Here is a 24082-nt window from a genome sequence, read left to right on the forward strand (position 1 = left end):
GTGCACGGCCAACTGAAGCCGCGCACCGGCGCATATCCACGAAATCAACAGGAGAACGGAATGATCGAATTCGCGTTGTTCGGCGCGGGACGGATCGGCAAGATCCACGCGGCGAATCTCGCGCGCCACCCGGGCGCGAAGCTGAAATACGTCGTCGACCGGCATGCGCCGTCGGCCGAAGCGCTGGCCCACGCGCACGGCGCGCAGGTGACCGACGTCGAGCGCGCACTCGGCAATCCGGCTGTACGGGCGGTCGTGATCGCGTCGAGCACCGACACGCATGCGGACCTGATCGTCGCGGCCGCGAATGCGGGCAAGGCCCTATTCTGCGAGAAGCCCGTCGACCTGAGCGTCGAGCGCTCGCGTGCGTGCGCGGACGCCGTCCGGCGCAGCGGCGTGACCTGCATGATCGGCTTCCAGCGCCGCTTCGACCCGACGTTCGCCGCGCTGAAGGCGCGCGTCGAGCGCGGCGACATCGGCGCGCCGGAAATGCTGGTCGTCACGAGCCGCGACCCGGGCGCGCCGCCCGTCGACTACATCCGCAGTTCGGGCGGCATCTTCAAGGACATGCTGATCCACGACTTCGACGTGTTCCGCTGGATTCTCGGCGACGAAGCGCAGACGCTGCACGCGACCGGCAGCTGCCTGACCGATCCGGCCGTGCAGGATGCGGGCGACATCGATTCGACGGCCGTGACGATCCGCACGCGGCGCGGGCTGCTGTGCCAGATCAACACGTCGCGGCGCGCCGCGTACGGCTACGATCAGCGCTTCGAGCTGCTCGGCAGCAACGGGATGCTGCAGGCCGGCAACGTGCGGCCGACCGAGGTGAGCGCGTGGCTCGCGGCCGGCATCGCGACGGACGTGCCGGAGCCGTTCTTCCTCGAACGCTACCGGCACGCGTATGCGGCCGAGATCGCGCACTTCGTCGATGCGCTGCGCGACGGCACGCCGGTCCGCACGACGATCGACGACGGGCTCGCCGCGCTCGAACTCGCCGAGGCGGCGATGACTTCGTGGAAAACGGGGCGCGTAATCGAGCTGTGACGTCACCGGCGACAGGCGGCGGCGAACCGCGCAAGCGGGCCGCCGCCGGACGATCGGCACCCCACCCGGACGAGACGCAGTCAGCGCGCGACCGCGTCGGGAAAATTTGCCGAAGCGTCGCGCGGCGTGTGCGTGAATGCACGTATGATGGCGAATTGATCTGTGTCGCCGACATCCCGCTTTTTCACCACCATGCTCGATCACCTCATCTGCGACTGCGACGGCGTGCTCGTCGACAGCGAAATCATTGCCGACCGCGTCCTGCTCGACACGCTGTCCGCCACGTTCCCGAATCTAGACTTCGAAGCCGCCGCCAAATCGGCGTTCGGCCAGCAGACGTCGCGCTTCCTGGCGGGAATCGAATCCCGCTTCGGGATCGAGATGCCGGCCAACTTCATCGAGACCATCGAGCACAACATCGAGCGCGCGCTGGCGCAATCGCTCGCGCCGATCTCCGGCGTGCGCGACGCGCTGCTGAAGGTGAGCCTGCCGGCGGCCGTCGTGTCGAACAGCCGGCTCGCGCGCGTGCGCAGTTCGCTGAAGCGCGCGGCGCTCACCGAGATCTTCGGCGATCGCGTGTTCAGCTCCGAACAGGTGGCGCGGCCGAAGCCCTACCCCGACGTCTACCTGCATGCGGCGCACGCGCTCGGCGTCGCGCCGGAGCGCTGCATCGTCGTCGAGGACAGCGTGTCGGGGCTAAATGCCGCGCGGGCGGCAGGCATGAAGACGATCGCATTCGTCGGCGCGAGCCACATCCCCGACAACTACGCGGACGCGCTGCGCGCGATGGGCATCACGCGAATCATGCGCAAGATGGACGAACTGCCGGCGCTCGTCGAAGCCGGCATGCGCGGCGAATTCGGGGACGTACAGTCCTGATGGTCGTGCCGGCCCGGTCAGGCTGATCGGGCCGATCCGGCGTGCGCCGGTTCACGCACGCCACACAAGGCACACAAGGGGCGCGCGAACGCGCCCGCCTTCCCCCTTCCCCGCACTCAGGCCGGTTCGCAGCAGCGCTCGCGCGCGGCGGCCAGCGCCTCGCGGAACTCGACGAGTTCCGCGATCGTCAGCATCGGCAGCCCGTGCTGTTGCGCGAAACGCTCGACATCGTCGCCGCGCGTCATCGTGCCATCTGGATTCATCAGCTCGCACAGCACGCCGGCTGGCTTCAGGCCCGCGAGGATCGACAGGTCGACCGTGCCTTCGGTGTGACCGCGGCGCGCCAGCACGCCGCCCGGTTGCGCACGCAACGGAAACACGTGGCCCGGGCGCACGATGTCGTGCGGCTTCGCGCCTTCGGCGATCGCCGCGCGGATCGTCGTCACGCGATCGGCCGCCGATACGCCCGTATGCACGCCTTCGCGTGCCTCGATCGACACGGTGAACGCGGTGCCGTTGCGGCTCTCGTTGGTCTGCACCATCGGCGGCAGCTCGAGCGCACGCACGGTGTCGTCGGTCAGGCACAGGCACACGATGCCGCTGCATTCGCGGATCAGCAGCGCCATCGTCTCGGGCGTGATGCGCTCGGCGGCAACGATCAGGTCGGCTTCGTTCTCGCGGTCGTGGTCGTCCTGCAGCACCACGGCACGGCCGGCGCGCATCGCTTCGAGCGCGGCGGCGATGCGCGGCGGCACCGGTTCGGAATCCAGCAACGGGAGATCGGCAAAGGCGTCGGCGGGGGCCGACGAAACGGACATCAAGGACATGTGAAACGCTCCTCGCAAATACGATTTGGGCGAAAAACGTTTCAGGGCATTGCAAACAGACAGAACGACAACCCGCTTCGCACACATGGCGAAGCGGCCCTGACGGACATGACTATCTGCACATCTTCTCTCATCCGGACTATGACCGTCGGCTCTGGCATTCGACCAGATCTGCTGACCCCGCGCGGATGCGCGGGCGCTCGCGGGCTCGCCGGCTTACGCCAGCCTACCGCCGGTGGGGAATTTCACCCCGCCCTGAAGACGCACTGATTGCCGGATGGGCCAACCCCATCGACGGCGGGCCAAGCATACAACAGCTACGCAGCGAACACTGCGTAAAACCTTACTGACGACTCCGTCTAACGGCGTCGTCCAAACGGCCGACGGACGACCCGCGTTCTCGTCCGGACGGCGAGCACGCGAGCCGCTTCCGCGTGGCCTGCGTTGCGCGGTCAGCCGGCCGCGTGCGCGGCATGTGCCGCGTGCGCCGCATCGGGCACCAGCCAGCGCGGCGGCACCTCGGGGCTCACCGTCACGCGGAATGCGCGCGCCTCGCTGTCGCCCGGGTTGCGCAGGCTGTACGGCTGGTCGGCATCGAACACGATCGCATCGCCGGTCGCGAGCAACTGGCGGCGGTCGTGCACGCTGACTTCGAGCGTGCCCTCGCTGACGACGAGGTTGACCGTCGTGCCGGGCGCGCGGCGGGCGCCGGGCTCCGTATGCAGCGGCGCGATCCGCAGCTCGTGGAACTCGGCCGCGGCCGGCTCGCCTTCCGGGTACAGCGCGCGTGCCGAGAAGCGGCCGTTCGAGCTGACGACCCGCGACGCACGCTCGGCCGCCAGATGCTCGAAGCCGTTCACCGCATGGCGGCGCAGGAAGGCGGCGACCGATACCTTCAGCGCCGCGGCGATCTTGCAGAGCACCTTGATCGACGGCACGCTGCGCGCCGACTCGATCTGCGCGAGCATCGCGCGCGACACGCCGGACAGCCGCGCGAGCGCATCGAGCGACAATTGCCGCTCGGCACGCAACCGCGCGAGGTTCACGCCAACGACCTGTTCGAGCACGTCGAGCGACGCGGACGCCCGCGCATCGGCGGCGTTGCCGGATTCGAAGGAAGACACGTCGCGCACGAGCGCCAGGGATGAAGACATAGCATTGCCTCCGGGCCGCGGTGCAGCCCTGCGAATGGGGTAAGCCGGGATCGGAATCGGGTTGCGCCAGCAACGGCGCGTATCGAGACGCTATCACCCGGTCTTGCACCGGCAAACGAAGTTATCTTCACACCGTTATCAGCATCGCGGAGGAATGCGTTCCTCGCGAACCTTTTCCTGCCGCTATCGCGTCGTGCGGGCGCCGCGCGTTGCACCGCTCATTGCGCCGCCGGCGCCGTGCCGCGCGCCGGCCCGCGCGCGTCGAGCCGCATCGCGCACCACGTGACGACGAGCGCCGCGAACGTCACCGCGACGGCCACCCAGGGCAGCGCATCGAGCGCCAGGCCGTGCTCCAGCGCAACGCCGCCAAGCCACGCGCCGAGCGCATTGCCGACGTTGAACGCGCCGATGTTCAGCGTCGATGCGAGATGCGGCGCGCTCGCGGCCTTCTCGACCACGTGCGCCTGAAGCGGCGGCACCGTCGCGAATGCGGCGATCCCCCATACGAACACGGTGACGGCCGCCGCGACCGGATGGTGGCTTGTCCTGGCGAACACGACCATCACGGCCATCAGCGCGACGAGGATCGCGATCAACGACGGCATCAGCGCGCGGTCGGCGAGCTTGCCGCCGAGCGTGTTGCCGATCGTCAGCCCCGCGCCGAACAGCACGAGGATCAGCGCGACCGCGCGCGGCGAATAGCCCGACACGGACTGGAGAATCGGCGCGATGTACGTGAACACGACGAACACGCCGCCGAAGCCGAGCACGGTCATCAGCAGCGCGAGCCACACCTGCGGCTCCTTCAGCACGCGCACTTCCTGGCCGAGGCCGACCGGCCCGCTGTCGTGGCGGTTCGGCACCAGCGCGGCGACGCCGCCGAGCGACAGCACGCCGAGCGCGGCGACGATCCAGAACGACGCGCGCCAGCCGAGCAGCTGGCCGACGAAGGTGCCGAACGGCACGCCGAGCACGTTCGACAGCGTGAGTCCCGTGAACATCAGCGCGATCGCGCTCGCGCGCTTGTCGGCCGGCACGAGCGACGCGGCGACCACCGCGCCGATCCCGAAGAACGACCCGTGCGCGAACGACGTGACGACCCGCGCGACCATCAGCATCGCGTAGCCGGACGCGGTCGCGCACAGCACGTTGCCGACGATGAAGATCGCCATCAGCCACTGCAGCGCGGCCTTGCGCGGCATGCGGCTCGTCAGCACCGCGAGCAGCGGCGCGCCGGCCGCGACGCCGAGCGCGTAGCCCGTGACCAGCAGGCCGGCCGACGGCAGCGACACGGCCAGGTCGCGCGCGACTTCGGGCAGCAGGCCCATGATGATGAACTCGGTGGTACCGATGGCGAAGGCGCTGATCGCAAGCGCCAGTAACGGAATGGGCATGTCGTTCTCCGGAAGGCGGCGGACGCGGCGCCCGGGCGGTGCCGCACCGCACAAAAGGCAGGATGTGCGCATTGTCCCGAAGATGCCGATATTTGATAATTGGCGTGGCATTTGAACCATTTTCAAATATTTCTGGAAAATCGCATGGATCGACTGGGCGATATCCGGCTGTTCGTCGAGGCGGCCGAACTGGGCAGCTTGTCCGCCGCCGGGCGCAAGCTGAACCTCACGCCGGCCGCCGCGAGCGCGCGCCTGGCGAAGCTCGAGGCGGCGGTCGCCACCCGGCTGTTCGACCGTTCGACCCGGCAGTTGCGGCTCACCGACGAGGGGCGCCTGTACCTGAACGGCTGCCGGCAGGCATTGCAGGCGCTCGACGACGCGAACGCGCTGTTGCAGGCCGGACGCAACGTCGTCGGCGGCCGGGTGCGGCTGTCGGCGACGTCCGATTTCGGCCGCCGCCGGCTGCTCGACTGGCTCGACGAATTCACCGCGCGCTACCCGGACGTGACGTTCTCGCTGACGGCGTCCGACTCGACGGTGAACCTGTGGCAGGACGAGATCGACCTCGCGATCCGCTTCGCGGCGCCGCCCGACGGCGCGCTGATCGCCCGCCGGCTCGCCGCGGACCGGCGCGTGCCGTGCGCGGCGCCGTCGTTCATCGAACGTCATGGCATGCCGAGTGACCCGCACGATCTGGCCCGCTTTCCGTGCAACGTGATCACGGTGGCGTCCGGCCCGATGAACACGTGGCGCTTCACGCGCGGCGACGACACCCAGACCTGCACGGTGCCGCTCGCCACCGCGTTCGAGACCAACGACGGCGGCCTCGCCCGCGAGTGGGCGCTGCGCGGCCGCGGCATCGTGCTGAACTCGATCTGGGATGTCGCCGACGACATCCGCGCCGGGCGGCTCAAGGTCCTGCTGCCGGACTGGCGGCACCAGAGCGCGCCGCTGCACGCGATCTATCCGGGCAAGCGCTACATGGCGCCGCGCGTGCGCGTGCTGCTCGACTTTCTCGCCGAACGCTTCGCGCGCGAGGAAGCCGCGCACGAAGACCTGCTGAACGCGTGCCGCTGACGGCCGGTGCATTCACGCCAAGGGGTCGGGACCTGGCGGACGGCGTCGCGCGGCCGCAACCCGCCGCCCGTCCCCGCCAGCATGAAAAGCTATAATGAAAGGCTTTCCCGACGGCTTTTCATGCTGGCTGCGCGCCATCCGCGTGCAGCGCACGGCCGTCCCGATTCACCTTATAGACGACGCCCCCAGGTCAACCACTGCGAACGGCGAACCCCCATGACCAAGAAAGTTTACGTAAAGACCTTCGGCTGCCAGATGAACGAGTACGACTCGGACAAGATGGTGGACGTGCTGAATGCGGCCGAAGGCCTCGAAAAGACCGATACGCCGGAAGACGCGGACATCATCCTGTTCAACACCTGCTCGGTGCGTGAAAAGGCGCAGGAGAAGGTGTTCTCCGATCTCGGCCGCGTGCGCGAGCTGAAGGAAGCGAAGCCCGGCCTGCTGATCGGCGTCGGCGGCTGCGTCGCGAGCCAGGAAGGCGCATCGATCGTGTCGCGCGCGCCGTACGTCGACCTCGTGTTCGGCCCGCAAACCCTGCACCGCCTGCCGCAGATGATCGACGCGCGCCGCGAGAGCGGCCGTGCGCAGGTCGACATCTCGTTCCCCGAAATCGAGAAGTTCGACCACCTGCCGCCCGCGCGCGTCGAGGGGCCGAGCGCGTTCGTGTCGATCATGGAAGGCTGCTCGAAGTACTGCAGCTACTGCGTGGTGCCGTACACGCGCGGCGATGAAGTGTCGCGCCCGCTCGACGACGTGCTGACCGAAGTGGCCGGCCTCGCCGACCAGGGCGTGCGCGAAGTCACGCTGCTCGGCCAGAACGTGAACGCGTATCGCGGCGCGCTGGCGGCCGGCTCGTCGGAAATCGCCGATTTCGCGACGCTGATCGAATACGTCGCCGACATCCCCGGCATCGAGCGGATCCGCTACACGACGTCGCACCCGAAGGAATTCACGCAGCGCCTGATCGATACCTACGCGAAGGTGCCGAAGCTCGTGAGCCACCTGCACCTGCCCGTCCAGCACGGCTCCGACCGCATCCTGATGGCGATGAAGCGCGGCTACACGGTGCTCGAATACAAGTCGGTGATCCGCAAGCTGCGCGCGATCCGCCCGGACCTGTCGCTGTCGACCGACATGATCGTCGGCTTCCCCGGCGAGACCGAGGACGATTTCGACAAGATGATGGCGCTCGTGCACGAGATGGGCTACGACACCAGCTTCTCGTTCATCTACAGCCCGCGCCCCGGCACGCCGGCCGCGAACCTGCATGACGACACGCCGCGCGACGTGAAGCTCAAACGCCTGCAACATCTGCAGGCGACCATCGAGGAAAACGTCGCGCGCATCAGCGAGTCGATGGTCGGGAAGGTCGAGCGGATCCTCGTCGAGGGCCCGTCGCGCAAGGACCCGAACGAACTCGCGGGCCGTACCGAGAACAACCGGGTCGTGAATTTCCCGGCGCCGCTCGCGTCGCACCCGCGCCTGATCGGCCAGATGATCGACGTGAAGATCAACCACGCCTACCCGCATTCGCTGCGCGGCGAGCTCGTGCTCGTCAGCGACGACGCGAGCGCGGCCACGCACTGACGCTCAACAGGAGCCCGACGCCACTTTGAAGCCGACCCAAGCACTGGAATTCGTCGCGCCGCGCGACGACAACGCGCGCCTCGCCAACCTCTGCGGCCCGCTCGACGAGAACCTGCGGCAGATCGAACAGGCGCTCGACGTCACGCTGTCGCGACGCGGCCACCGGATCGCGATCCGCGGGCGCGGCGCCAAGCTCGCGCTCGCCGCGCTCGAGAACTTCTACAACCGCGCGCGCGATGCGCTGTCGGTCGACGACATCCAGCTCGCGCTGGTCGAAGTGCGCCATACGTCCGGCAACGGCCGCCAGGACACGCTCGACGTGCGCTTTCGCGGCGACCCCGACCATCCGTTCGACGAGCCCGTCGTGCAGCTCGACGCCAGCGAGCCGGACGAGGAGCCCGCGCCGAAGCTCTACACGCGGCGCGCCGACCTGCGCGGCCGCACGCCGGCGCAGCGCGAGTACCTGAAGCAGATCCTGTCGCACGACGTGACGTTCGGCATCGGGCCGGCCGGCACCGGTAAGACCTACCTCGCGGTCGCGTGCGCGGTCGACGCGCTCGAGCGCGACCAGGTCAAGCGGATCGTGCTGACGCGCCCGGCCGTCGAGGCCGGCGAGCGGCTCGGCTTCCTGCCGGGCGATCTCGCGCAGAAGGTCGACCCGTACCTGCGTCCGCTGTACGACGCGCTGTACGACCTGCTCGGCTTCGACAAGACGGCGAAGATGTTCGAGCGCCAGATGATCGAGATCGCGCCGCTCGCGTACATGCGCGGCCGCACGCTGAACCACGCGTTCATCATCCTCGACGAGGCGCAGAACACGACGCCCGAGCAGATGAAGATGTTCCTCACGCGGATCGGCTTCGGCTCGAAGGCGGTCGTGACCGGCGACACGAGCCAGGTCGACCTGCCGCGCGGCCACAAGAGCGGCCTCGTCGAGGCGCAGCAGGTGCTCGGCGGCGTGCGCGGCATCGCGCTCACGCGCTTCACCAGCGCGGACGTCGTGCGCCATCCGCTCGTCGCGCGCATCGTCGAGGCGTACGACGAATTCCACGCGCAGCACCAGGACGGCTGACCGGCCGGCGGCACCCGTACGCCGCCCCGGCCCGACAGCCCGGCCCGGCCCGCCACACGGCGCGCCGGGCTTTTTTTCGCCTGTGCGAATTCGGGTGCGATCGGCCGTTTGGTGTATCCTCAACGCGTCCTAATCGCCGCACGCGTCATGAAATCCTCCCGTTCCCGCAAGTCCGGGCGCGCCCAGTCCGCCGCGCCCGCCTCCCCCCGCCTGTCGCTGTTCGATGCGAAGGGCAAGGCCCGGACCGTCAACGCGCAAGGGCTGCGAATCGACTTCCCGGACGGCCGCAGCCTGATGTTCGACCTGTCGGGCAGTTCGGGAGAAGCCGCCGTCGCGATCGTCGCGCAGCACAACGATCCGGCCATGCGCGCGAAGCTCGCGCTGCAGCCCGAGCACTACGACAGCGTGACGCTGCACGTGGGTGCCGAGCCCGCCCCGCGCGAAGACGACGCCGAAGACGCACTGCGCGAGCCGGAACTCGACCTGTCCGTGCAATACGGTGACGAAATCACGAGCGACGTGCGCAAGACGCTGCCCAAGCGCAAGCTGATCGCCGAATGGATCGAGCCCGCGCTGTTCGCCAGCGCGCAGCTCACCGTGCGCTTCGTCGGCGAAGAAGAAGGCCGCACGCTGAACGCCGGCTACCGCCACAAGGACTACCCGACCAACGTGCTGACCTTCGCGTACGACGCGGCGCCCGACGGCACCGTGATCGGCGACCTCGTGCTGTGCTGCCCGGTCGTCGAGAAGGAAGCGCACGACCAGGGCAAGCCGCTCACGGCCCATTACGCGCACCTGCTGGTGCACGGCGCGCTGCACGCGCAGGGCTACGACCACGAGACGAGCGACGAGGACGCAACCGAAATGGAAGCGCTCGAAGTCGACATCCTCGCGAAGCTGGGCTTTCCGAACCCGTACCAGTAAGCCCTTCGCACGATGCGCAACGCCGCGATGCTCCCGCCCGCCTACCCGCCGTCGATCGGCGACGGGCGCCTGCTGACGGAAGACGAGCTCGCGGCCTCGCTCGCGCATACGATGCGCGACTGGGACGGCCAGCGGGATCTCTGGCTGTTCGGCTATGGCTCGCTGATCTGGAACCCGGGGTTGCCGACCGTCGCCGCGGTGCGCGGCAAGGTGCACGGCTATCACCGCGGGCTCTACCTGTGGTCGCGCGTGAACCGCGGCACGCCCGAACGCCCGGGCCTCGTGCTCGCGCTCGATCGCGGCGGCTCCTGCTCGGGCATCGCGTTCCGGCTCGCCGGCCCGACCGCGCAACCGCACCTCGAAACGTTGTGGAAGCGCGAAATGCCGATGGGCTCGTACCGGCCCGCGTGGCTGCCGTGCTCGCTGGAAAGCGGCGAACGCGTGAACGCGCTCGCGTTCGTGATGCGCCGCGACGCGCCGACCTACACGGGCAAGCTGACCGATCCCGTCGTGAAGGAAGTGTTCAGCTGCGCGGCCGGCCGCTACGGCACGACGCTCGACTACGTGAGCCGCACGGTCGACGCGCTGCGCGCGAGCGGCATCCCCGATCGCGCACTTGAAGGCCTGCTCGCGCGATGCCGGTGACACGGCCTGGCGCCCGGCTTGCCGCCACGCGCTGCCGCGCCGCGTGCGCATTCGAACGAGGGCACGCCCGATGATGAAACCATCACGCTGGTCGCGTTGCAGGATTGCCGCGCTGATCGTTGCCGCGAGCGTCGCGCTGTCCGGCTGCGGCATCCTGGGCTGCGGCGGCGCCGCGACCAACGGCGCGGCCGCCGGCGGCTGCTCGGCCGGCATGCGGTTCTGAACCGCGGCGCGGCGACAAAACCCGCGTGCGTCAGAATGCCGCCCCAGGCCGCCTCCGCCGGACGTTTTCCCGCGTCACGGCGCCCCACCCCTTCCGCACCCGTTTTTTGCCGCCGCTGCCCCACCGCGCCTTTCTGGGATAGGATGGAACCGAGGACGATGTCGCGCCCGGCGCGGCCGTCCGCGAGCGGGGCCCGCGCGAGCCGCCCACCCTGGCCGTGCGGCCGGTGTGACACGGTCGCGTCGTGCCCTTGGTGTATCCTTGCCTACTCCGTGACCGCGCGCTCCGGCATGACCCGGGCGCACCACCATGAACGATTCGTATCCCAGTCGTAAGCTAACCGACAAACCGCAAGAAAAGCGCTCGCTGCTCGAGCGCCTGACCGACTTCATCTCGCCCGAGCCCGAATCCCGCGGCGAGCTGCTGGAAATCCTCCAGGACGCCCACGAGCGCAACCTGATCGACGCCGATTCGCTGTCGATGATCGAAGGCGTGTTCCAGGTATCCGACCTGTGCGCACGCGACATCATGGTGCCGCGCGCCCAGATGGACGCGATCAACATCGCCGACAAGCCCGAAGATTTCATCCCGTTCGTCCTCGAGAAGGCGCACTCGCGCTACCCCGTGTACGAGGAGAACCGCGACAACGTCATCGGCGTGCTGCTCGCGAAGGATCTGCTGCGTTTCTATGCCGAAGAGGAATTCGACGTGCGCGGGATGCTGCGCCCGGCCGTGTTCATTCCCGAATCGAAGCGCCTGAACGTGCTGCTGCACGACTTCCGCGTGAACCGCAACCACCTCGCGATCGTCGTCGACGAATACGGCGGCGTCGCGGGCCTGATCACGATCGAGGACGTGCTCGAGCAGATCGTCGGCGACATCGAGGACGAATACGACTTCGACGAGGAAGCCGGCAACATCATCTCGGGGCCCGACGGCCGCTACCGCGTGCGCGCGCTCACCGAGATCGAGCAGTTCAACGAGACGTTCGGCACCGATTTCCCCGACGACGAAGTCGACACGATCGGCGGCCTGATCACGCATCATTTCGGCCGCGTCCCGCATCGCGGCGAGAAGCTGCAGCTCGGCAACCTCGTGTTCGAGATCCAGCGCGGCGATGCGCGCCAGGTCCACGTACTGCTGGTGCGCCGCAATCCGCTCGCCAGCCGTCGCGCCGAAGCCTCGCACGAGGACTGACCGTCGCGCGCCAGCCGCGCGTTCCACAACCGCTCGCCCACTTCCGCTTCACATGGACGATCCGATCCTGTCCCGCCCGGCTGGCGGCCTGCTCGCGCCGACACCCGGCCGCGCGCTGCCGCGCTGGCACTACCCGGCCGCACTGCTCGCCGGCGCAGCCAATACGCTCAGCTTCGCACCGACGCCGCATGGCGGCTGGCTGCAACTCGTCGTATTCGTCTGGTTTTTCGCGCAGCTCACGCGCACCGCAAGCTGGCGCAGCGCCGCGCTCACCGGCGGCGCGTTCGGCTTCGGCAACTTCATCACCGGCATCTGGTGGCTCTACATCAGCATGCACGTGTACGGCGAGATGGCCGCGCCGCTCGCCGGCGGCGCGCTCGTGCTGTTCTCGCTGTACCTGTCGCTGTACCCGGCGTTCTCCGCCGGGCTGTGGTCGTTCTGCGCGGGCCATGCGTGGCATCGCCGCGCGCCCGACCCGCGGCCGTTCTCGCCGACCTGGCACGGCGCATTCGCGTTCGCGAGCGCGTGGGCACTCGGCGAATGGCTGCGCGGCACCGTCCTCACCGGCTTCCCGTGGCTCGCCAGCGGCTATCCGCAGGTCGACGGCCCGTTCGCGGGCTTCGCGCCGGTCGCCGGCGTGTACGGGATCGCGTGGGTGCTCGCGCTGTTCGCCGCGCTCGTCGTGCAGGCGCTCGCCGCCGCCCGGCCGTCGCCGCCTGCCGAGCCCCGCGCCGGCGATGCGCGCGTGCGCATCGCCGCGCCGGCCGGCATCGCGCTCGCGCTGATCGCGACCGGTCTCGGCCTGTCGCAGGTCACCTGGACCGTGCCCGCGAACAAGCCGCTCACGGTGCGGCTGCTGCAGGGCAACGTGAAGCAGGACATCAAGTTCGAGGAAGCGGGCATCGACGCGGCGATCAAGATGTACACGCAGATGATCATCGAGAAGCCGGCCGACCTGATCGTCACGCCCGAAACCGCGATCGCGGTGATGATCCAGGAGCTGCCCGAGCCGTTCGCCGTCGCGATCCGCAAGTTCAGCGACACGACGGGCTCGGCCGTGCTGTTCGGCGCGGTCGGCGCATCGGTGACCGAGGACGGCCACTACGTCGACTACACGAACAGCCTGTACGGCGTGACGCCGAATTCGCGCGACATCTATCACTACGACAAGCACCACCTCGTGCCCTTCGGCGAATTCATCCCGTGGGGCTTCCGGTGGTTCGTCGACCTGATGAAGATGCCGCTCGGCGACTTCGCGCGTGGCGCGCTCGTGCAGAAGCCGTTCCTCGTGCACAACCAGCCCGTGATGGCCGACATCTGCTACGAGGACTTGTTCGGCGAGGAAATCGCCGCGACGATCCGCGACAATCCGCAGCCGCCCGGCGTGCTCGTCAACGTGACGAACCTCGCGTGGTTCGGCGACACGATCGCGCTCGACCAGCACCTGCAGATCGCGCGGATGCGCTCGCTCGAGACGGGCCGGCCGATGCTGCGCGCGACCAACACGGGGATGACGGCCGCGATCGATGCGCATGGCCGCGTGCTCGGGCAGCTGAAGCCGTTCACGATCGGCTCGCTCGACGTGCGGATCGAAGGCACCAGCGGCTTCACGCCCTACGTGACGAGCGGCAACAACATCGTGCTCGCGGTGTCGCTCGTGCTGCTCGCGTTCGGCTTCACGTTCGGCCCCGGGCTACGCCGGCGCAACGGCAAGAAGAACGGCGACGACCAGCCGGAATGACGCAACGGCCGACCGCCGCGCAGTGCGTGGCGGCCGCCGTCGAATGCAACTTGCTGCAACATGCAGCGGCGGCCCGCGGCCGCGAAACGGCCGGCCGCTCAAGCCTGCCGGGTCGACTCCTCCGATTGAACCGGCTGCGCGGCGAGGCGCCGCAGGTCGCGGCTCACCTCCTCCATCACCGGCGCCCACGCGCCGAACACCGGTTGCCGGTACAACGTCGCGCTCGGGTACCACGGGCTGTCCTTGCGTTCGAGCAGCCACGGCCAGTGCGGATTCACGTCGAGCAGCACCCAGGTGCGCGCGCCGAGCGCACCCGCCAGGTGTGCGACCGACGTGCACACGGTGATCACCAGATCCAGCGCGCCGATGAACGCAGCCGTATCGTCGAAGCTCGTCAGTTCCGCCGTGACGTCCTCGATCGCGAAGCCCGCCGCGCGCGCCGCCTCGACATCCGCGTTCGCGCCCGGCTGCAGCGAATAAAACGCGACGCCGTCGATCCCGCGGAACGCGTCGGCATAGCGCTCGAGCCCGACCCGCCGGAACGGATTGCGCTGGTGCCCCGCGCTGCCCGTCCACACGAGCCCGACCTTCAGCCGGCGGTCGCCCGCGAGCCGCGCGCGCCACGCATCGCGCGCATGCGGATCGGCCCGCAGGTAGGGCACCGACGACGCGAGCGTCGATGCTTCCATGCCGAGCATCAGCGGCAGGCCGATCAGCGGCACTTCGTAATCGAAGGCCGGCAGCGATTCGATGCCGCCGCCCGCGCTGAATGCGTCCGCATGCGCGCCGAGGCTGCGCTGCATCAGCGTGCCCACCAGCGGGAACGTATTCCAGACGAGCCTGCCGCCCTCGCGGTGCACGCGCTCGGCGAGCGGCGCGACGAAGCGGCAGAACTGCAGCACGTCGCCGAGCCCCTGCTCGCCCCACACGAGCAGTGTCTTGCCGGCGAGCGGCTCGCCCTGCCAGCGCGGGCCCGGCAGCACCGGCCGGCGGCCGCGCAATTCGCCCGCGCCGTCCCAGCGCGCCTCGTGGCCGCGCCAGCCGGCCGCGACGTTGCCGCGCACGAGCTGGATGATCGCCAGGTTGAAACGGTACGACGCGTCGTCGGGCGCCAGCTCGCACGCGCGTGCCGCGTAGCGCTCGGCGTCGTCCCAGCGCTGCGCCTCCTTCATCGCCAGCGCGACGTTGTTCATCGCGAGCGCGTTGTCGGGCGCGAGCTCGACGAGCCGCGCCGCGCACGCGAGCGCGGCGTCCAGGTCGTGCGTCGCGAGCCGCGCGACGACGAGATTGATCCACGCCTGCACGTCGCGTGGATCGAAGCGCACCGCCGCTTCGAGCAGCGCGATCTCCTCCGCGCGGCCGCTGCCCGACAGCCGCAGCGCGATCGCGAGGTTGTTGCGCAGCGACGGCCGGTCGGCATCGAGCGCGAGCGCCGCGCGATACGGCGCCACGGCGTCCGCGTGGCGGCCCGCCATCTGCAGTGCGTAGCCGTGGTTGAAGTACGCGGTCGCGCCCGGCTGCACGCGCGCCGCGCATTCGGCGAGCGCGAGCGCATCGGCCGTACGCTGCCGCGAGACGAGCGCGCCGGTGAGTTGCGCGAGCGCATCGGCGTCGACCGCATGCAGCTGCGCGGCGGCGGCGAGCCACAGATCGTGCGCGGCATGTTCGCCGCGCGCCTGCGCATCGGCGGCCTGCCCGAGCAGCGCGAGGAAGGGCGGAAGCAGCGGAATGAGGATGTCGGTCGAATCGTCCATGCAGTCGGAATCGGCTAGCGGTGGCGCGGCACGCGTCGCGCGCACCGCAATACGCGCATCTTAACGCCCGCGCGAAGCCGCGCGGCACGCGCGTCACGACAGGCCGCGCGCAGCCGCCCGGCGGGCATCGGTCACGCCCGCGCGGGCCGCCCGGACGGGGCCGACGGTGTGCCCGCCCGCGTTCCGGCCGCATCCGCTCGCCGATCCGGTAAAATTACGCGTTTCAGCACACTAACAAGCCGCGCCGCCGCGCGAGCCGACCCTCCGGGCCCCGCCCGGAGCGCCGCCCGCAACGGAGCGCCAGCGCCACGAAGGCTCTTCATGCTTACGTTTCAGCAAATCATCCTGACGCTGCAGTCCTACTGGGACAAGCAGGGTTGCGCCCTGCTCCAGCCCATCGACATGGAAGTCGGCGCGGGCACCTCGCACGTCCACACGTTCCTGCGCGCGGTTGGCCCCGAGCCGTGGCGCGCCGCGTACGTGCAGCCGTCGCGCCGCCCGAAGGACGGCCGCTACGGCGAGAACCCGAACCGCCTGCAGCACTACTACCAGTACCAGGTCGTGCTCAAGCCGGCGCCGGAAAACATCCTCGACCTGTACCTCGGCTCGCTCGAGGCGCTCGGCTTCGACCTGCAGCAGAACGACGTGCGCTTCGTCGAAGACGACTGGGAAAACCCGACGCTCGGCGCGTGGGGCCTCGGCTGGGAAGTGTGGCTGAACGGGATGGAAGTCACGCAGTTCACGTATTTCCAGCAGGTCGGCGGCCTCGACTGCAAGCCGGTGCTCGGCGAGATCACGTACGGCCTCGAGCGCCTCGCGATGTACCTGCAGAAGGTCGAGAACGTGTACGACCTCGTGTGGACCGAGTGGGAAGAGCAAGGCCCGAACGGCCCCGAGCTGCGCCGCCTGTCGTACGGCGACGTCTACCACCAGAACGAGGTCGAGCAATCGACCTACAACTTCGAGCACGCGAACGTCGACCTGCTGTTCACGTTCTTCAACAGCTACGAAGCGGAAGCGAAGAAGATGATCGACGCGCAGCTCGCGCTGCCCGCGTACGAGCTCGTGCTGAAGGCCGGCCACACGTTCAACCTGCTCGATGCGCGCGGCGCGATCTCGGTCACCGAGCGCGCGGCGTACATCGGCCGCATCCGCGCGCTGTCGCGTCTCGTCGCGCAGGCTTACTACGACTCGCGCGAGAAGCTCGGCTTCCCGATGCTCGGCAACCCGCCGGGCGTGCCGGGCCTCACCACCGACGCCCAGGACGCCGCACAGCCGGCGTGGGCGCCGCCGCTCAAGGTCGAACGCAAGATCGATCAGGACTGACGAGACGAGATTCATTCCAATCATGACGCACAATCATCCCGCCCCCCTGCTCGTCGAACTGCTGACCGAAGAGCTGCCGCCGAAGGCCCTCGCGCGCCTCGGCGACGCATTCGCCGAAGGTCTCGCGCAACGCCTCGCGGCGCGCGACCTCATCGAAGGCGAACTCGTGTTCGAACGCTACGCCACGCCGCGCCGCCTCGCCGTCGTCGTGCAGAACGTGCGCGCCGTCGCCCCTGAAAAGCAGGTCCGCGAAAAGGTCCTGCCCGTGTCGGTCGCGCTCGACGCCGAAGGCAAGCCGACCGCGCCGCTCGCGAAGAAGCTCGCGGCGCTCGGCCACCCGAACCTGTCGATCGCCGATCTCGAGCGCGCGCAGGACGGCAAGGCCGAAGCGTTCTTCATCAACTATTCGGCAGCCGGCGCGACGCTCGCCGACGGCCTGCAGGCCGCGCTCGACGAAACGCTCGAGAAGCTGCCGATCCCGAAGGTGATGACCTACCAGCGCCCGGACGGCTCCGACGTGAAGTTCGTGCGCCCGGTGCACCGCCTGACGGTGCTGCACGACGATCGCATCGTGCCCGTCACCGCATTCGGCGTCGACGCCGGCGACACCACGCTCGGCCACCGCTTCCTGTCCGACGGCCTCGTCGCGATCCAGCATGCGCGCAGCTACGCCGACACGCTGCGCGACAAGGGCCGCGTGATCGCGCACTTCGCCGATCGCCGCGAAACGATCCGCACGCAGCTGAACGAGCACGCGAACGGCGATACGGTCGTGATGCCCGAGTCGCTGCTCGACGAAGTGACGTCGCTGGTCGAATGGCCGGTCGTCTACCCGTGCCGCTTCGAGGACGAATTCCTGCAGGTCCCGCAGGAATGCCTGATCCTCACGATGCAAACCAACCAGAAGTATTTCGCGCTGACCGACGTCGCCGGCAAGCTGCGCTCGCGCTTCCTGATCGTGTCGAACATCGAGACGAAGACGCCGGGCGAGATCATCGAAGGCAACGAGCGCGTCGTGCGCCCGCGCCTCGCCGATGCGAAGTTCTTCTTCGAGCAGGACAAGAAGAAGCCGCTCGCCGAGCGCGTGCCGCAGCTCGCGAACGTCGTGTATCACAACAAGCTCGGTTCGGCGCTCGCACGCGTCGAGCGCCTCGAGGCGCTGGCCGGCGAGATCGCCCCCGCGATCGGTGCCGACGCCACGCACGCGAAGCGCGCCGCGCGTCTCGCGAAGGCCGACCTGCTGACCGACATGGTCGGCGAGTTCCCGGAACTGCAGGGCACGATGGGCACGTACTACGCGCGCCACGACGGCGAAGCCGACGACGTCGCGCTCGCCTGCGCCGAGCACTACCAGCCGCGCTTCTCCGGCGACGCCCTGCCGACCACGCCCGTGTCGACCGCCGTCGCGCTGGCCGACAAGCTCGAGACGATCGTCGGCATCTGGGGCATCGGCCTCGCGCCGACCGGCGAGAAGGATCCGTTCGCGCTGCGCCGCCACGCGCTCGGCGTGCTGCGCCTGCTGCTCGAGAAGCAGCTGCCGCTCGATCTCGTGTCGCTGCTGCGCACGGCCCATGCACGCTTCGAAGGCGTGCCGGGCGTGGCCGAATCGACCGATGCGATTCTCGCGTTCTTCATGGATCGCCTGCGCGGCCTGCTGCGCGAGCGTGGCTATTCGGCCGGCGAAATCGACGCGGTGCTGAGCCTGAACCCGACGCGTGTCGACGATCTCGTCGCGCGCCTCGACGCGGTGCGCGAGTTCACGCGCCTCGCGGAAGCCGAAGCGCTCGCGGCCGCGAACAAGCGGATCTCGAACATCCTGAAGAAGTCGGAAGGCGGCGCGAACGGCACGGTGCAGCCGACGCTGCTCGTCGAGGCCGCCGAGAAGGCGCTGCACGAACAGCTCGCGGCCGTGACGCCGCACGTGCAGTCGCAGCTCGAGGCACGTGCGTACACGGGCGCGCTGTCGGCGCTCGCCGCGCTGCGCGCACCGGTCGACACGTTCTTCAACGACGTGATGGTCAACGCGGAAGATCCGGCACTGCGCGCGAACCGTCTCGCGCTGCTGTCCGCGCTGCACCAGCAGATGAACTGCGTCGCCGACATCTCGAAGCTCGCCGCATAAGGGCCGCACGATGCCGACCAGCCCCAACCGAAAGCTCGTCGTCCTCGACCGGGACGGCGTGATCAACGTCGATTCGGATGCGTTCATCAAGACGCCCGACGAATGGATCGCGCTGCCCGGCGCCCTCGAGGCGATCGCCCGGCTCAACCACGCGGGGTATCGCGTGGTGGTCGCGACCAACCAGTCCGGCATCGGTCGCGGGCTGTTCGACATGGCCGCGCTCAACGAGATGCATCTGAAGATGCATCGCGCGGCGGCCGCGGTCGGCGCACGTATCGACGCGGTGTTCTTCTGCCCGCACACGGCCGAGGATCACTGCGACTGCCGCAAGCCGAAACCCGGCATGATGCAGATGATCGCCGAGCGCTTCGAGATCGATCCCGATCACACGCCGGTCGTCGGCGATTCGCTGCGCGACCTGCAGGCCGGCGTCGCGGTCGGCTTCCAGCCGCACCTCGTGCTCACCGGCAAGGGCAAGAAGACGCTCGCCGCCGGCAACCTGCCGCCCGGCACGAAGGTCCACGACGACCTGCGCGCGTTCGCGCTCGATTTCCTTTCACACGAACACGAGTGATGCAGCCGCCGCGCGCATCCTCCCTAACGCCAGACTTACGCCGATGCGCTTCGTCCGCTCCCTGCTGCTGCTGATCTACTTCGTCCTGTACACGGTGCCGTACGCCACCGCGTGCTTCATCGCCTTTCCGTTCATGCGCTCCGACGCGCGCTACTGGATGGCCGCCGGCTGGTGCAAGTCGACGCTGTGGGTCGTGCGCTGGCTGAACGGCATCCGCTACCGGATCGAAGGGTACGAGAACCTGCCCGACGGCCCGGCGGTGCTGCTGTCGAAGCACCAGTCCGCGTGGGAGACGCTCGCGTTTCCGGCGCTGATGCCGAGGCCGCTTTGCTACGTGTTCAAGCGCGAGCTGCTGTACGTGCCGTTCTTCGGCTGGGCGCTCGGGATGCTGCACATGGTCAACATCAACCGCAAGGAAGGCAAGAACGCGTTCACGTCGGTGATCCGCCAGGGCAAGAAGCGCCTGTCGGAAGGCGCATGGATGATCATGTTCCCGGAAGGCACGCGCACGCCGGTCGGCAAGCAAGGCAAGTACAAGACGGGCGGCGCGCGCTTCGCGATCGAAACCGGCGCACCGGTCGTGCCGATCGCGCACAATGCAGGTCGGGTGTGGCCGCGCAATTCGTTCACGAAATTCCCGGGCGTCGTCACCGTGTCGATCGGCAAGCCGATCGCGAGCGAAGGGTTGACGCCCGATGCATTGAACTCGCAGGTCGAAGCATGGATCGAAGCGGAAATGCGCCGGATCGATCCCGATTCGTATCGCCAGGCGGGCAATGCGGGCACGCGCGATGCCGCGCGTGTCTGACGCCCCCAGGTTGCAGCCGTTGCGTACGACAAAAAGAAGCGAACTGATGAAACAGCGTCCGCGGCCACGGCCTGCCGTCGTGGCCCTCGATCATCGCCAGATGGATCTGCCGCTCTTCGACGGGCCGGCCGCCGCACCGTCGGCGCCCGCCACGCCGCCGGCGCCGCCCGAAGCGGCACCCGCGGCGCCCCTCGATCCGGGCCCGGCGCCCGACCGCTCGCGCGTGCGCACGTTCGCGCTCGACAGCCGCGTGCTCGAATACCGCCTGAAGCGCTCCGCGCGCCGCACGATCGGCTTCACGATCGACGGCAGCGGGCTGTCGATCACCGCGCCGCGCTGGGTCACCCTCGCCGACATCGAAGCCGCGATCTCCGAGAAACAGCGCTGGATCTTCGCGAAGCTCGCGGAGTGGAAGACGCGCACCGAACAGCGCGCGCTGCCGCAGATCGACTGGCGCGACGGCGCGGCGCTTCCCTATCTCGGCAAGACGGTGACGATCGCGCTCGGCGCGGGCGCCGTCGCGTTCGATGCCGATGCGCTGCGGCTCTCGCTGCCGCTGCCCGTGCAGGCCGACATGCAGCAGATCAAGGATCGTGTGCAGGGCTGGCTGCAGGGCGAAGCCAAGCGGATCTTCGGCGAACGCCTCGCCGTCTATGCGGAGAAACTCGGCGTCACGTATTCGATGTACGCGCTGTCGTCGGCCGCGACGCGCTGGGGCAGCTGCTCGAGCGACGGCAAGATCCGGCTGAACTGGCGGCTGATCCATTTCCCGATGTCGATCATCGACTACGTCGTCGCGCACGAGCTGTCGCACCTGCGCGAGATGAACCACAGCCCGGCCTTCTGGCAAACCGTCGAATCGATCTTCCCCGAGTTCCGCGAAGCGCGGCATACGCTCAAGCATCACCCGCCCGAGTTGCTGCCGTCGCTGTGACGCGCACGGCGTCGCCGCCAACGAAAAAGGGCGATGCGGGTCACCCCGCATCGCCCTTTTTTTCTGCCGCGGCGCACCTCGCACACCGCAGCCCGGCTCATCCGGCGCTCAGTGCGCCTTCCTCTGGATGAACTCGATCTTGTAGCCGTCCGGATCCTCGACGAACGCGATCACGGTCGTGCCGTGCTTCATCGGGCCCGCTTCGCGCGTGACCTTGCCGCCTTGCGCCTTGATCTGCTCGCAGGCCTTGTACGCATCGTCGACTTCGAGCGCGAGGTGGCCGAAGGCGTTGCCGAGATCGTAGGCCGGCGTATCCCAGTTATGGGTCAGCTCGATCACCGTGTTGTCGCTTTCATCGCCGTAGCCGACGAATGCGAGCGTGAACTTGCCTTCCGGATAGTCGTCGCGGCGCAGCACCTTCATGCCGAGCAATTCGGTGTAGAACTTGATCGAGCGGTCGAGATCGCCGACTCGCAGCATCGTATGCAGAAATCGCATGTGTTGTACTCCTGTGGGGACTTTCCAGAACCGGGAACTCTACCAGAGTCGGGTGAATTTCGCCGGGGGCGCCTAGCCGGGGGGCGCCTGGCTGCGGCCGTCCGCGAGCGTCCAGCCGGACGCGCCTCGCCCGAGTGCGCCAATACGATCCGTCGACACCAACCGGCGCGAGCACAACGGCGGAAAACGGCACGATCCGGCTCGCCCGGCGACTGCGCCGATCGGGTAACATCCTTCCACCTCGCACCAAAAACGGGCATGCAACCCCCTGCCCGAACGCGACCACCCCTCCCCCGAGACACCCACACTGCCGTGCGAAACCGCCGATTCGAGCGCGCCGGATGCGCCGCCCTCCCGATCATGCAGCTGCCGCGCCGAACCGGCGAGGTTCGCCGATGACCACGCTCGCCGCCGCCCCCGTGCGCCGCGCGCTCGACATGCGCGCCGTCGGCCTGATGCTGCTGCTGTGCGCGATCTGGGGCTTCCAGCAGGTCGCGATCAAGAGCACGAACGCCGCGATTGCACCGATGTTCCAGGCCGGGCTGCGCTCGGTGATCGCGGCGGTGCTGCTGTGGGGCTGGGCCCGCTCGCGCGGTACGCCGCTGTTCCAGGCGGACGGCACGTTCGGCGCGGGCCTCGCGGCCGGGGCACTGTTCGCCGGCGAATTCATCTGCGTGTTCTTCGGGCTGACGCTGACGAGTGCATCGCACATGGCGATCTTCCTCTACACGGCGCCCTGCTTCACCGCGCTCGGCCTGCACCTGTTCGCCCCGGGCGAACGGCTGCAGCGCACGCAGTGGGCCGGCGTCGGCCTGGCATTCGCCGGCATCGCGCTCGCGTTCGCGGACGGCTTCCTGAAACCGCGCGCCCCCGGCGCATCGGTGCTGGCCGGGCTCGCCGGCGACGCGCTCGGGATCCTCGGCGGCGCGATGTGGGCCGCGACGACGGTCGTCGTGCGCTCGACGGCGCTCGCGCGGGCGAGTGCAAGCAAGACGCTGTTCTACCAGCTCGCGGTATCGGCGGTCGTGCTGGTCGCGCTTGCCGCCCTGTTCGGCCAGGTGTCGTTTGCGCAGGTCACGCCGGTCGCGGTGGCGAGCCTCGCGTACCAGTCGGTGATCGTCGCGTTCGTCAGCTACCTGTCGTGGTTCTGGCTGCTGACGCGCTACAGTGCGTCGCGGCTGTCCGTCTTCACGTTCCTGTCGCCGCTGTTCGGCGTCGCGTTCGGCGTGCTGCTGCTCGGCGAATCGGTCGGCTGGCGCTTCATGTCCGCGGCCGCGCTCGTGCTGACCGGCATCGCGCTCGTCAACGCGCCGCCGCGCCGGCGGGCTTGACGACCCGGCGCAGCACGCGCGCGCCCACGCAACAAAAAAGCTGCCTCGCAGGGCAGCCTCTTCGTCACATCCGGTCCGGCTCGCGTGACCGGCCTCAACCGGCCTTGCGCACCGCCGCGAGCGCCTGCGCGACGCCGACGTATTCGGCCACGCTCACGTCCTCCGCACGGCGTGCGAGATCGAAGCCGAGCGCGTCGAAATCGATCGTCTCGCGATAGTCGCCGAGCGTATTGCGCAGCATCTTGCGGCGCTGCGAGAACGCGGCGGTGACGATTTCGCCGAGCAGCACGGGATCGACGTCCGGCAGTTCATGCGGTTCGTACGGAATCATCCGGACGATCGCCGAATCGACCTTCGGCGGCGGCTGGAACGATTCCGGCGGCACGTCGAGCATCTTCTCCATCACGTAGCGGTACTGCAGCATCACCGACAGACGCGAAAATGCCTTCGTGCCCGGCTCCGCGACCATCCGCTCGACGACTTCGTTCTGCAACATGAAATGCTGGTCGATGACCGCATCGGCGAACGTCATCAGGTGAAACAGCAGCGGGCTGGAAATGTTGTACGGCAGGTTGCCGACGATCCGCAACGACGGCTTGTCGCCAGGCGCCGCGAGCGACCGGAAGTCGAACGCGAGCGCGTCGCCGGCATGCAGTTCGAGCAGCGCGCCGAACCGTTGCTGCAGGCGCCCGATCAGGTCGCGGTCGAGCTCGACCGCATGCAGCGGCGACTCGGGCGTCGCGAGGCGCTCGATCAGCGGCTCGGTCAGCGCGCCGAGCCCGGGGCCGATCTCGACCATGCGCTGGCCGCGCGCGGGGCCGATCGTCGAGACGATCGAGTCGATCACGCCGTGATCGACGAGGAAGTTCTGCCCGAAGCGCTTGCGCGCGAAATGGCCTTGGTGCTGTCTGCTGTTCGACATCGACTGAGTAAAACGAAAAATACGACGAAAGAGGTGAAGCCGG

Annotated in this window: 22 protein-coding genes and 1 riboswitch; of the genes, 16 read left to right on the top strand and 6 right to left on the bottom strand. The window is 68.8% G+C overall.

What is annotated here, in order from left to right; translation table 11 throughout:
• Positions 1-60 precede the first annotated feature (60 nt).
• Together iolG and CFB39_RS15015 are read left to right on the top strand one after the other, a co-directional pair.
• On the top strand, positions 61-1047 hold the full coding sequence (gene iolG / locus CFB39_RS15010; RefSeq protein ID WP_089473521.1) for an inositol 2-dehydrogenase: 987 nt from the start codon (positions 61-63) through the stop codon (positions 1045-1047).
• 192 nt (positions 1048-1239) lie between these two features.
• Entirely contained in the window at positions 1240-1926 is a 687-nt protein-coding gene (locus tag CFB39_RS15015; RefSeq protein WP_089473522.1) for an HAD family phosphatase, read from the top strand.
• Between the two features lie 116 nt (positions 1927-2042).
• Here CFB39_RS15015 and ribB read toward each other — a convergent pair whose 3' ends face one another.
• From ribB to CFB39_RS15030, 3 genes are all read right to left on the bottom strand, one after another.
• Positions 2043-2753 (bottom strand): 3,4-dihydroxy-2-butanone-4-phosphate synthase, encoded by a 711-nt coding sequence (gene ribB, locus CFB39_RS15020; protein ID WP_039360016.1) that lies wholly within the window; start codon positions 2751-2753, stop codon positions 2043-2045.
• Between the two features lie 118 nt (positions 2754-2871).
• Positions 2872-3020, bottom strand: a riboswitch (FMN riboswitch).
• Positions 3021-3205: 185 nt separating this feature from the next.
• Positions 3206-3907 (bottom strand): helix-turn-helix domain-containing protein, encoded by a 702-nt coding sequence (locus CFB39_RS15025; RefSeq protein ID WP_069248802.1) that lies wholly within the window; start codon positions 3905-3907, stop codon positions 3206-3208.
• A 218-nt stretch (positions 3908-4125) separates the two neighbouring features.
• The gene (locus CFB39_RS15030) at positions 4126-5301 is read right to left on the bottom strand and encodes an MFS transporter (RefSeq protein ID WP_089473523.1); all 1176 of its coding nucleotides are present in this window, start codon (positions 5299-5301) and stop codon (positions 4126-4128) included.
• Positions 5302-5445: 144 nt separating this feature from the next.
• Between CFB39_RS15030 and CFB39_RS15035 the strand changes: the two genes are divergently transcribed.
• The 8 genes from CFB39_RS15035 (at position 5446) to lnt (ending at position 13770) form a co-directional block, all read left to right on the top strand.
• Positions 5446-6378: a LysR family transcriptional regulator gene (locus tag CFB39_RS15035; protein ID WP_089473524.1), complete on the top strand. Its 933-nt coding sequence runs from the start codon at positions 5446-5448 to the stop codon at positions 6376-6378.
• A gap of 216 nt (positions 6379-6594) precedes the next feature.
• Positions 6595-7968 (top strand): tRNA (N6-isopentenyl adenosine(37)-C2)-methylthiotransferase MiaB, encoded by a 1374-nt coding sequence (gene miaB, locus CFB39_RS15040; RefSeq protein WP_089426280.1) that lies wholly within the window; start codon positions 6595-6597, stop codon positions 7966-7968.
• Positions 7969-7993: 25 nt separating this feature from the next.
• Complete coding sequence (locus CFB39_RS15045) at positions 7994-9040, top strand: PhoH family protein (protein ID WP_089426281.1); 1047 nt, start codon at positions 7994-7996, stop codon at positions 9038-9040.
• A 147-nt stretch (positions 9041-9187) separates the two neighbouring features.
• Positions 9188-9964, top strand: a complete 777-nt coding sequence (ybeY, locus tag CFB39_RS15050) for an rRNA maturation RNase YbeY (protein WP_089473525.1) — start codon at positions 9188-9190, stop codon at positions 9962-9964.
• 12 nt (positions 9965-9976) lie between these two features.
• Positions 9977-10609 (top strand): gamma-glutamylcyclotransferase, encoded by a 633-nt coding sequence (locus tag CFB39_RS15055; protein WP_089473526.1) that lies wholly within the window; start codon positions 9977-9979, stop codon positions 10607-10609.
• A 70-nt stretch (positions 10610-10679) separates the two neighbouring features.
• Complete coding sequence (locus tag CFB39_RS40225) at positions 10680-10832, top strand: hypothetical protein (protein ID WP_179257676.1); 153 nt, start codon at positions 10680-10682, stop codon at positions 10830-10832.
• A gap of 309 nt (positions 10833-11141) precedes the next feature.
• Complete coding sequence (locus tag CFB39_RS15060) at positions 11142-12029, top strand: HlyC/CorC family transporter (RefSeq protein ID WP_039360042.1); 888 nt, start codon at positions 11142-11144, stop codon at positions 12027-12029.
• A 52-nt stretch (positions 12030-12081) separates the two neighbouring features.
• A complete protein-coding gene (gene lnt, locus CFB39_RS15065) occupies positions 12082-13770 on the top strand; it encodes an apolipoprotein N-acyltransferase (protein ID WP_089473527.1) in 1689 nt (562 codons plus the stop codon).
• Positions 13771-13868: 98 nt separating this feature from the next.
• Here the strand turns inward: lnt and CFB39_RS15070 are convergent, their stop codons facing one another.
• Entirely contained in the window at positions 13869-15524 is a 1656-nt protein-coding gene (locus tag CFB39_RS15070; protein WP_089473528.1) for a hypothetical protein, read from the bottom strand.
• A gap of 321 nt (positions 15525-15845) precedes the next feature.
• On the opposite strand from CFB39_RS15070, the gene glyQ reads away from it, so the two are divergent.
• From glyQ to CFB39_RS15095, 5 genes are read left to right on the top strand one after another with little or no spacing between them, the layout of a single operon-like run.
• The gene (gene glyQ / locus CFB39_RS15075) at positions 15846-16850 is read left to right on the top strand and encodes a glycine--tRNA ligase subunit alpha (protein WP_011885965.1); all 1005 of its coding nucleotides are present in this window, start codon (positions 15846-15848) and stop codon (positions 16848-16850) included.
• Between the two features lie 22 nt (positions 16851-16872).
• Positions 16873-18972, top strand: a complete 2100-nt coding sequence (glyS, locus tag CFB39_RS15080; protein WP_089473529.1) for a glycine--tRNA ligase subunit beta — start codon at positions 16873-16875, stop codon at positions 18970-18972.
• A gap of 10 nt (positions 18973-18982) precedes the next feature.
• Complete coding sequence (gene gmhB, locus CFB39_RS15085) at positions 18983-19546, top strand: D-glycero-beta-D-manno-heptose 1,7-bisphosphate 7-phosphatase (protein WP_089426288.1); 564 nt, start codon at positions 18983-18985, stop codon at positions 19544-19546.
• A gap of 43 nt (positions 19547-19589) precedes the next feature.
• On the top strand, positions 19590-20354 hold the full coding sequence (locus tag CFB39_RS15090; protein WP_089473530.1) for a 1-acyl-sn-glycerol-3-phosphate acyltransferase: 765 nt from the start codon (positions 19590-19592) through the stop codon (positions 20352-20354).
• 46 nt (positions 20355-20400) lie between these two features.
• Entirely contained in the window at positions 20401-21288 is an 888-nt protein-coding gene (locus CFB39_RS15095) for a M48 family metallopeptidase (RefSeq protein WP_071335291.1), read from the top strand.
• Positions 21289-21396: 108 nt separating this feature from the next.
• On the opposite strand, the gene gloA is transcribed toward CFB39_RS15095, so the two are convergent.
• A complete protein-coding gene (gene gloA, locus CFB39_RS15100; RefSeq protein WP_089473531.1) occupies positions 21397-21786 on the bottom strand; it encodes a lactoylglutathione lyase in 390 nt (129 codons plus the stop codon).
• 395 nt (positions 21787-22181) lie between these two features.
• Here gloA and CFB39_RS15105 point away from each other — a divergent pair, with 395 nt between their 5' ends.
• Positions 22182-23117, top strand: coding sequence for a DMT family transporter (locus tag CFB39_RS15105; RefSeq protein WP_089473532.1), 936 nt, complete (start codon positions 22182-22184; stop codon positions 23115-23117).
• Between the two features lie 94 nt (positions 23118-23211).
• Here the strand turns inward: CFB39_RS15105 and rsmA are convergent, their stop codons facing one another.
• On the bottom strand, positions 23212-24039 hold the full coding sequence (rsmA, locus tag CFB39_RS15110; protein WP_047852199.1) for a 16S rRNA (adenine(1518)-N(6)/adenine(1519)-N(6))-dimethyltransferase RsmA: 828 nt from the start codon (positions 24037-24039) through the stop codon (positions 23212-23214).
• Positions 24040-24082: the final 43 nt, after the last annotated feature.

Source organism: Burkholderia sp. AU6039 (assembly GCF_002223365.1).
Lineage (GTDB): Bacteria > Pseudomonadota > Gammaproteobacteria > Burkholderiales > Burkholderiaceae > Burkholderia.

What these genes read in the sequence shown, in the direction of transcription:
- iolG (WP_089473521.1), top strand. Translation starts at nt 61, where the DNA reads ATGATCGAATTCGCGTTGTTCGGCGCGGGACGGATCGGCAAGATCCAC.
- CFB39_RS15015 (WP_089473522.1), top strand. Translation starts at nt 1,240, where the DNA reads ATGCTCGATCACCTCATCTGCGACTGCGACGGCGTGCTCGTCGACAGC.
- ribB (WP_039360016.1), bottom strand. Translation starts at nt 2,753, where the DNA reads ATGTCCTTGATGTCCGTTTCGTCGGCCCCCGCCGACGCCTTTGCCGAT.
- CFB39_RS15025 (WP_069248802.1), bottom strand. Translation starts at nt 3,907, where the DNA reads ATGTCTTCATCCCTGGCGCTCGTGCGCGACGTGTCTTCCTTCGAATCC.
- CFB39_RS15030 (WP_089473523.1), bottom strand. Translation starts at nt 5,301, where the DNA reads ATGCCCATTCCGTTACTGGCGCTTGCGATCAGCGCCTTCGCCATCGGT.
- CFB39_RS15035 (WP_089473524.1), top strand. Translation starts at nt 5,446, where the DNA reads ATGGATCGACTGGGCGATATCCGGCTGTTCGTCGAGGCGGCCGAACTG.
- miaB (WP_089426280.1), top strand. Translation starts at nt 6,595, where the DNA reads ATGACCAAGAAAGTTTACGTAAAGACCTTCGGCTGCCAGATGAACGAG.
- ybeY (WP_089473525.1), top strand. Translation starts at nt 9,188, where the DNA reads ATGAAATCCTCCCGTTCCCGCAAGTCCGGGCGCGCCCAGTCCGCCGCG.
- CFB39_RS15055 (WP_089473526.1), top strand. Translation starts at nt 9,977, where the DNA reads ATGCGCAACGCCGCGATGCTCCCGCCCGCCTACCCGCCGTCGATCGGC.
- CFB39_RS40225 (WP_179257676.1), top strand. Translation starts at nt 10,680, where the DNA reads ATGATGAAACCATCACGCTGGTCGCGTTGCAGGATTGCCGCGCTGATC.
- CFB39_RS15060 (WP_039360042.1), top strand. Translation starts at nt 11,142, where the DNA reads ATGAACGATTCGTATCCCAGTCGTAAGCTAACCGACAAACCGCAAGAA.
- lnt (WP_089473527.1), top strand. Translation starts at nt 12,082, where the DNA reads ATGGACGATCCGATCCTGTCCCGCCCGGCTGGCGGCCTGCTCGCGCCG.
- CFB39_RS15070 (WP_089473528.1), bottom strand. Translation starts at nt 15,524, where the DNA reads ATGGACGATTCGACCGACATCCTCATTCCGCTGCTTCCGCCCTTCCTC.
- glyQ (WP_011885965.1), top strand. Translation starts at nt 15,846, where the DNA reads ATGCTTACGTTTCAGCAAATCATCCTGACGCTGCAGTCCTACTGGGAC.
- glyS (WP_089473529.1), top strand. Translation starts at nt 16,873, where the DNA reads ATGACGCACAATCATCCCGCCCCCCTGCTCGTCGAACTGCTGACCGAA.
- gmhB (WP_089426288.1), top strand. Translation starts at nt 18,983, where the DNA reads ATGCCGACCAGCCCCAACCGAAAGCTCGTCGTCCTCGACCGGGACGGC.
- CFB39_RS15090 (WP_089473530.1), top strand. Translation starts at nt 19,590, where the DNA reads ATGCGCTTCGTCCGCTCCCTGCTGCTGCTGATCTACTTCGTCCTGTAC.
- CFB39_RS15095 (WP_071335291.1), top strand. Translation starts at nt 20,401, where the DNA reads ATGAAACAGCGTCCGCGGCCACGGCCTGCCGTCGTGGCCCTCGATCAT.
- gloA (WP_089473531.1), bottom strand. Translation starts at nt 21,786, where the DNA reads ATGCGATTTCTGCATACGATGCTGCGAGTCGGCGATCTCGACCGCTCG.
- CFB39_RS15105 (WP_089473532.1), top strand. Translation starts at nt 22,182, where the DNA reads ATGACCACGCTCGCCGCCGCCCCCGTGCGCCGCGCGCTCGACATGCGC.
- rsmA (WP_047852199.1), bottom strand. Translation starts at nt 24,039, where the DNA reads ATGTCGAACAGCAGACAGCACCAAGGCCATTTCGCGCGCAAGCGCTTC.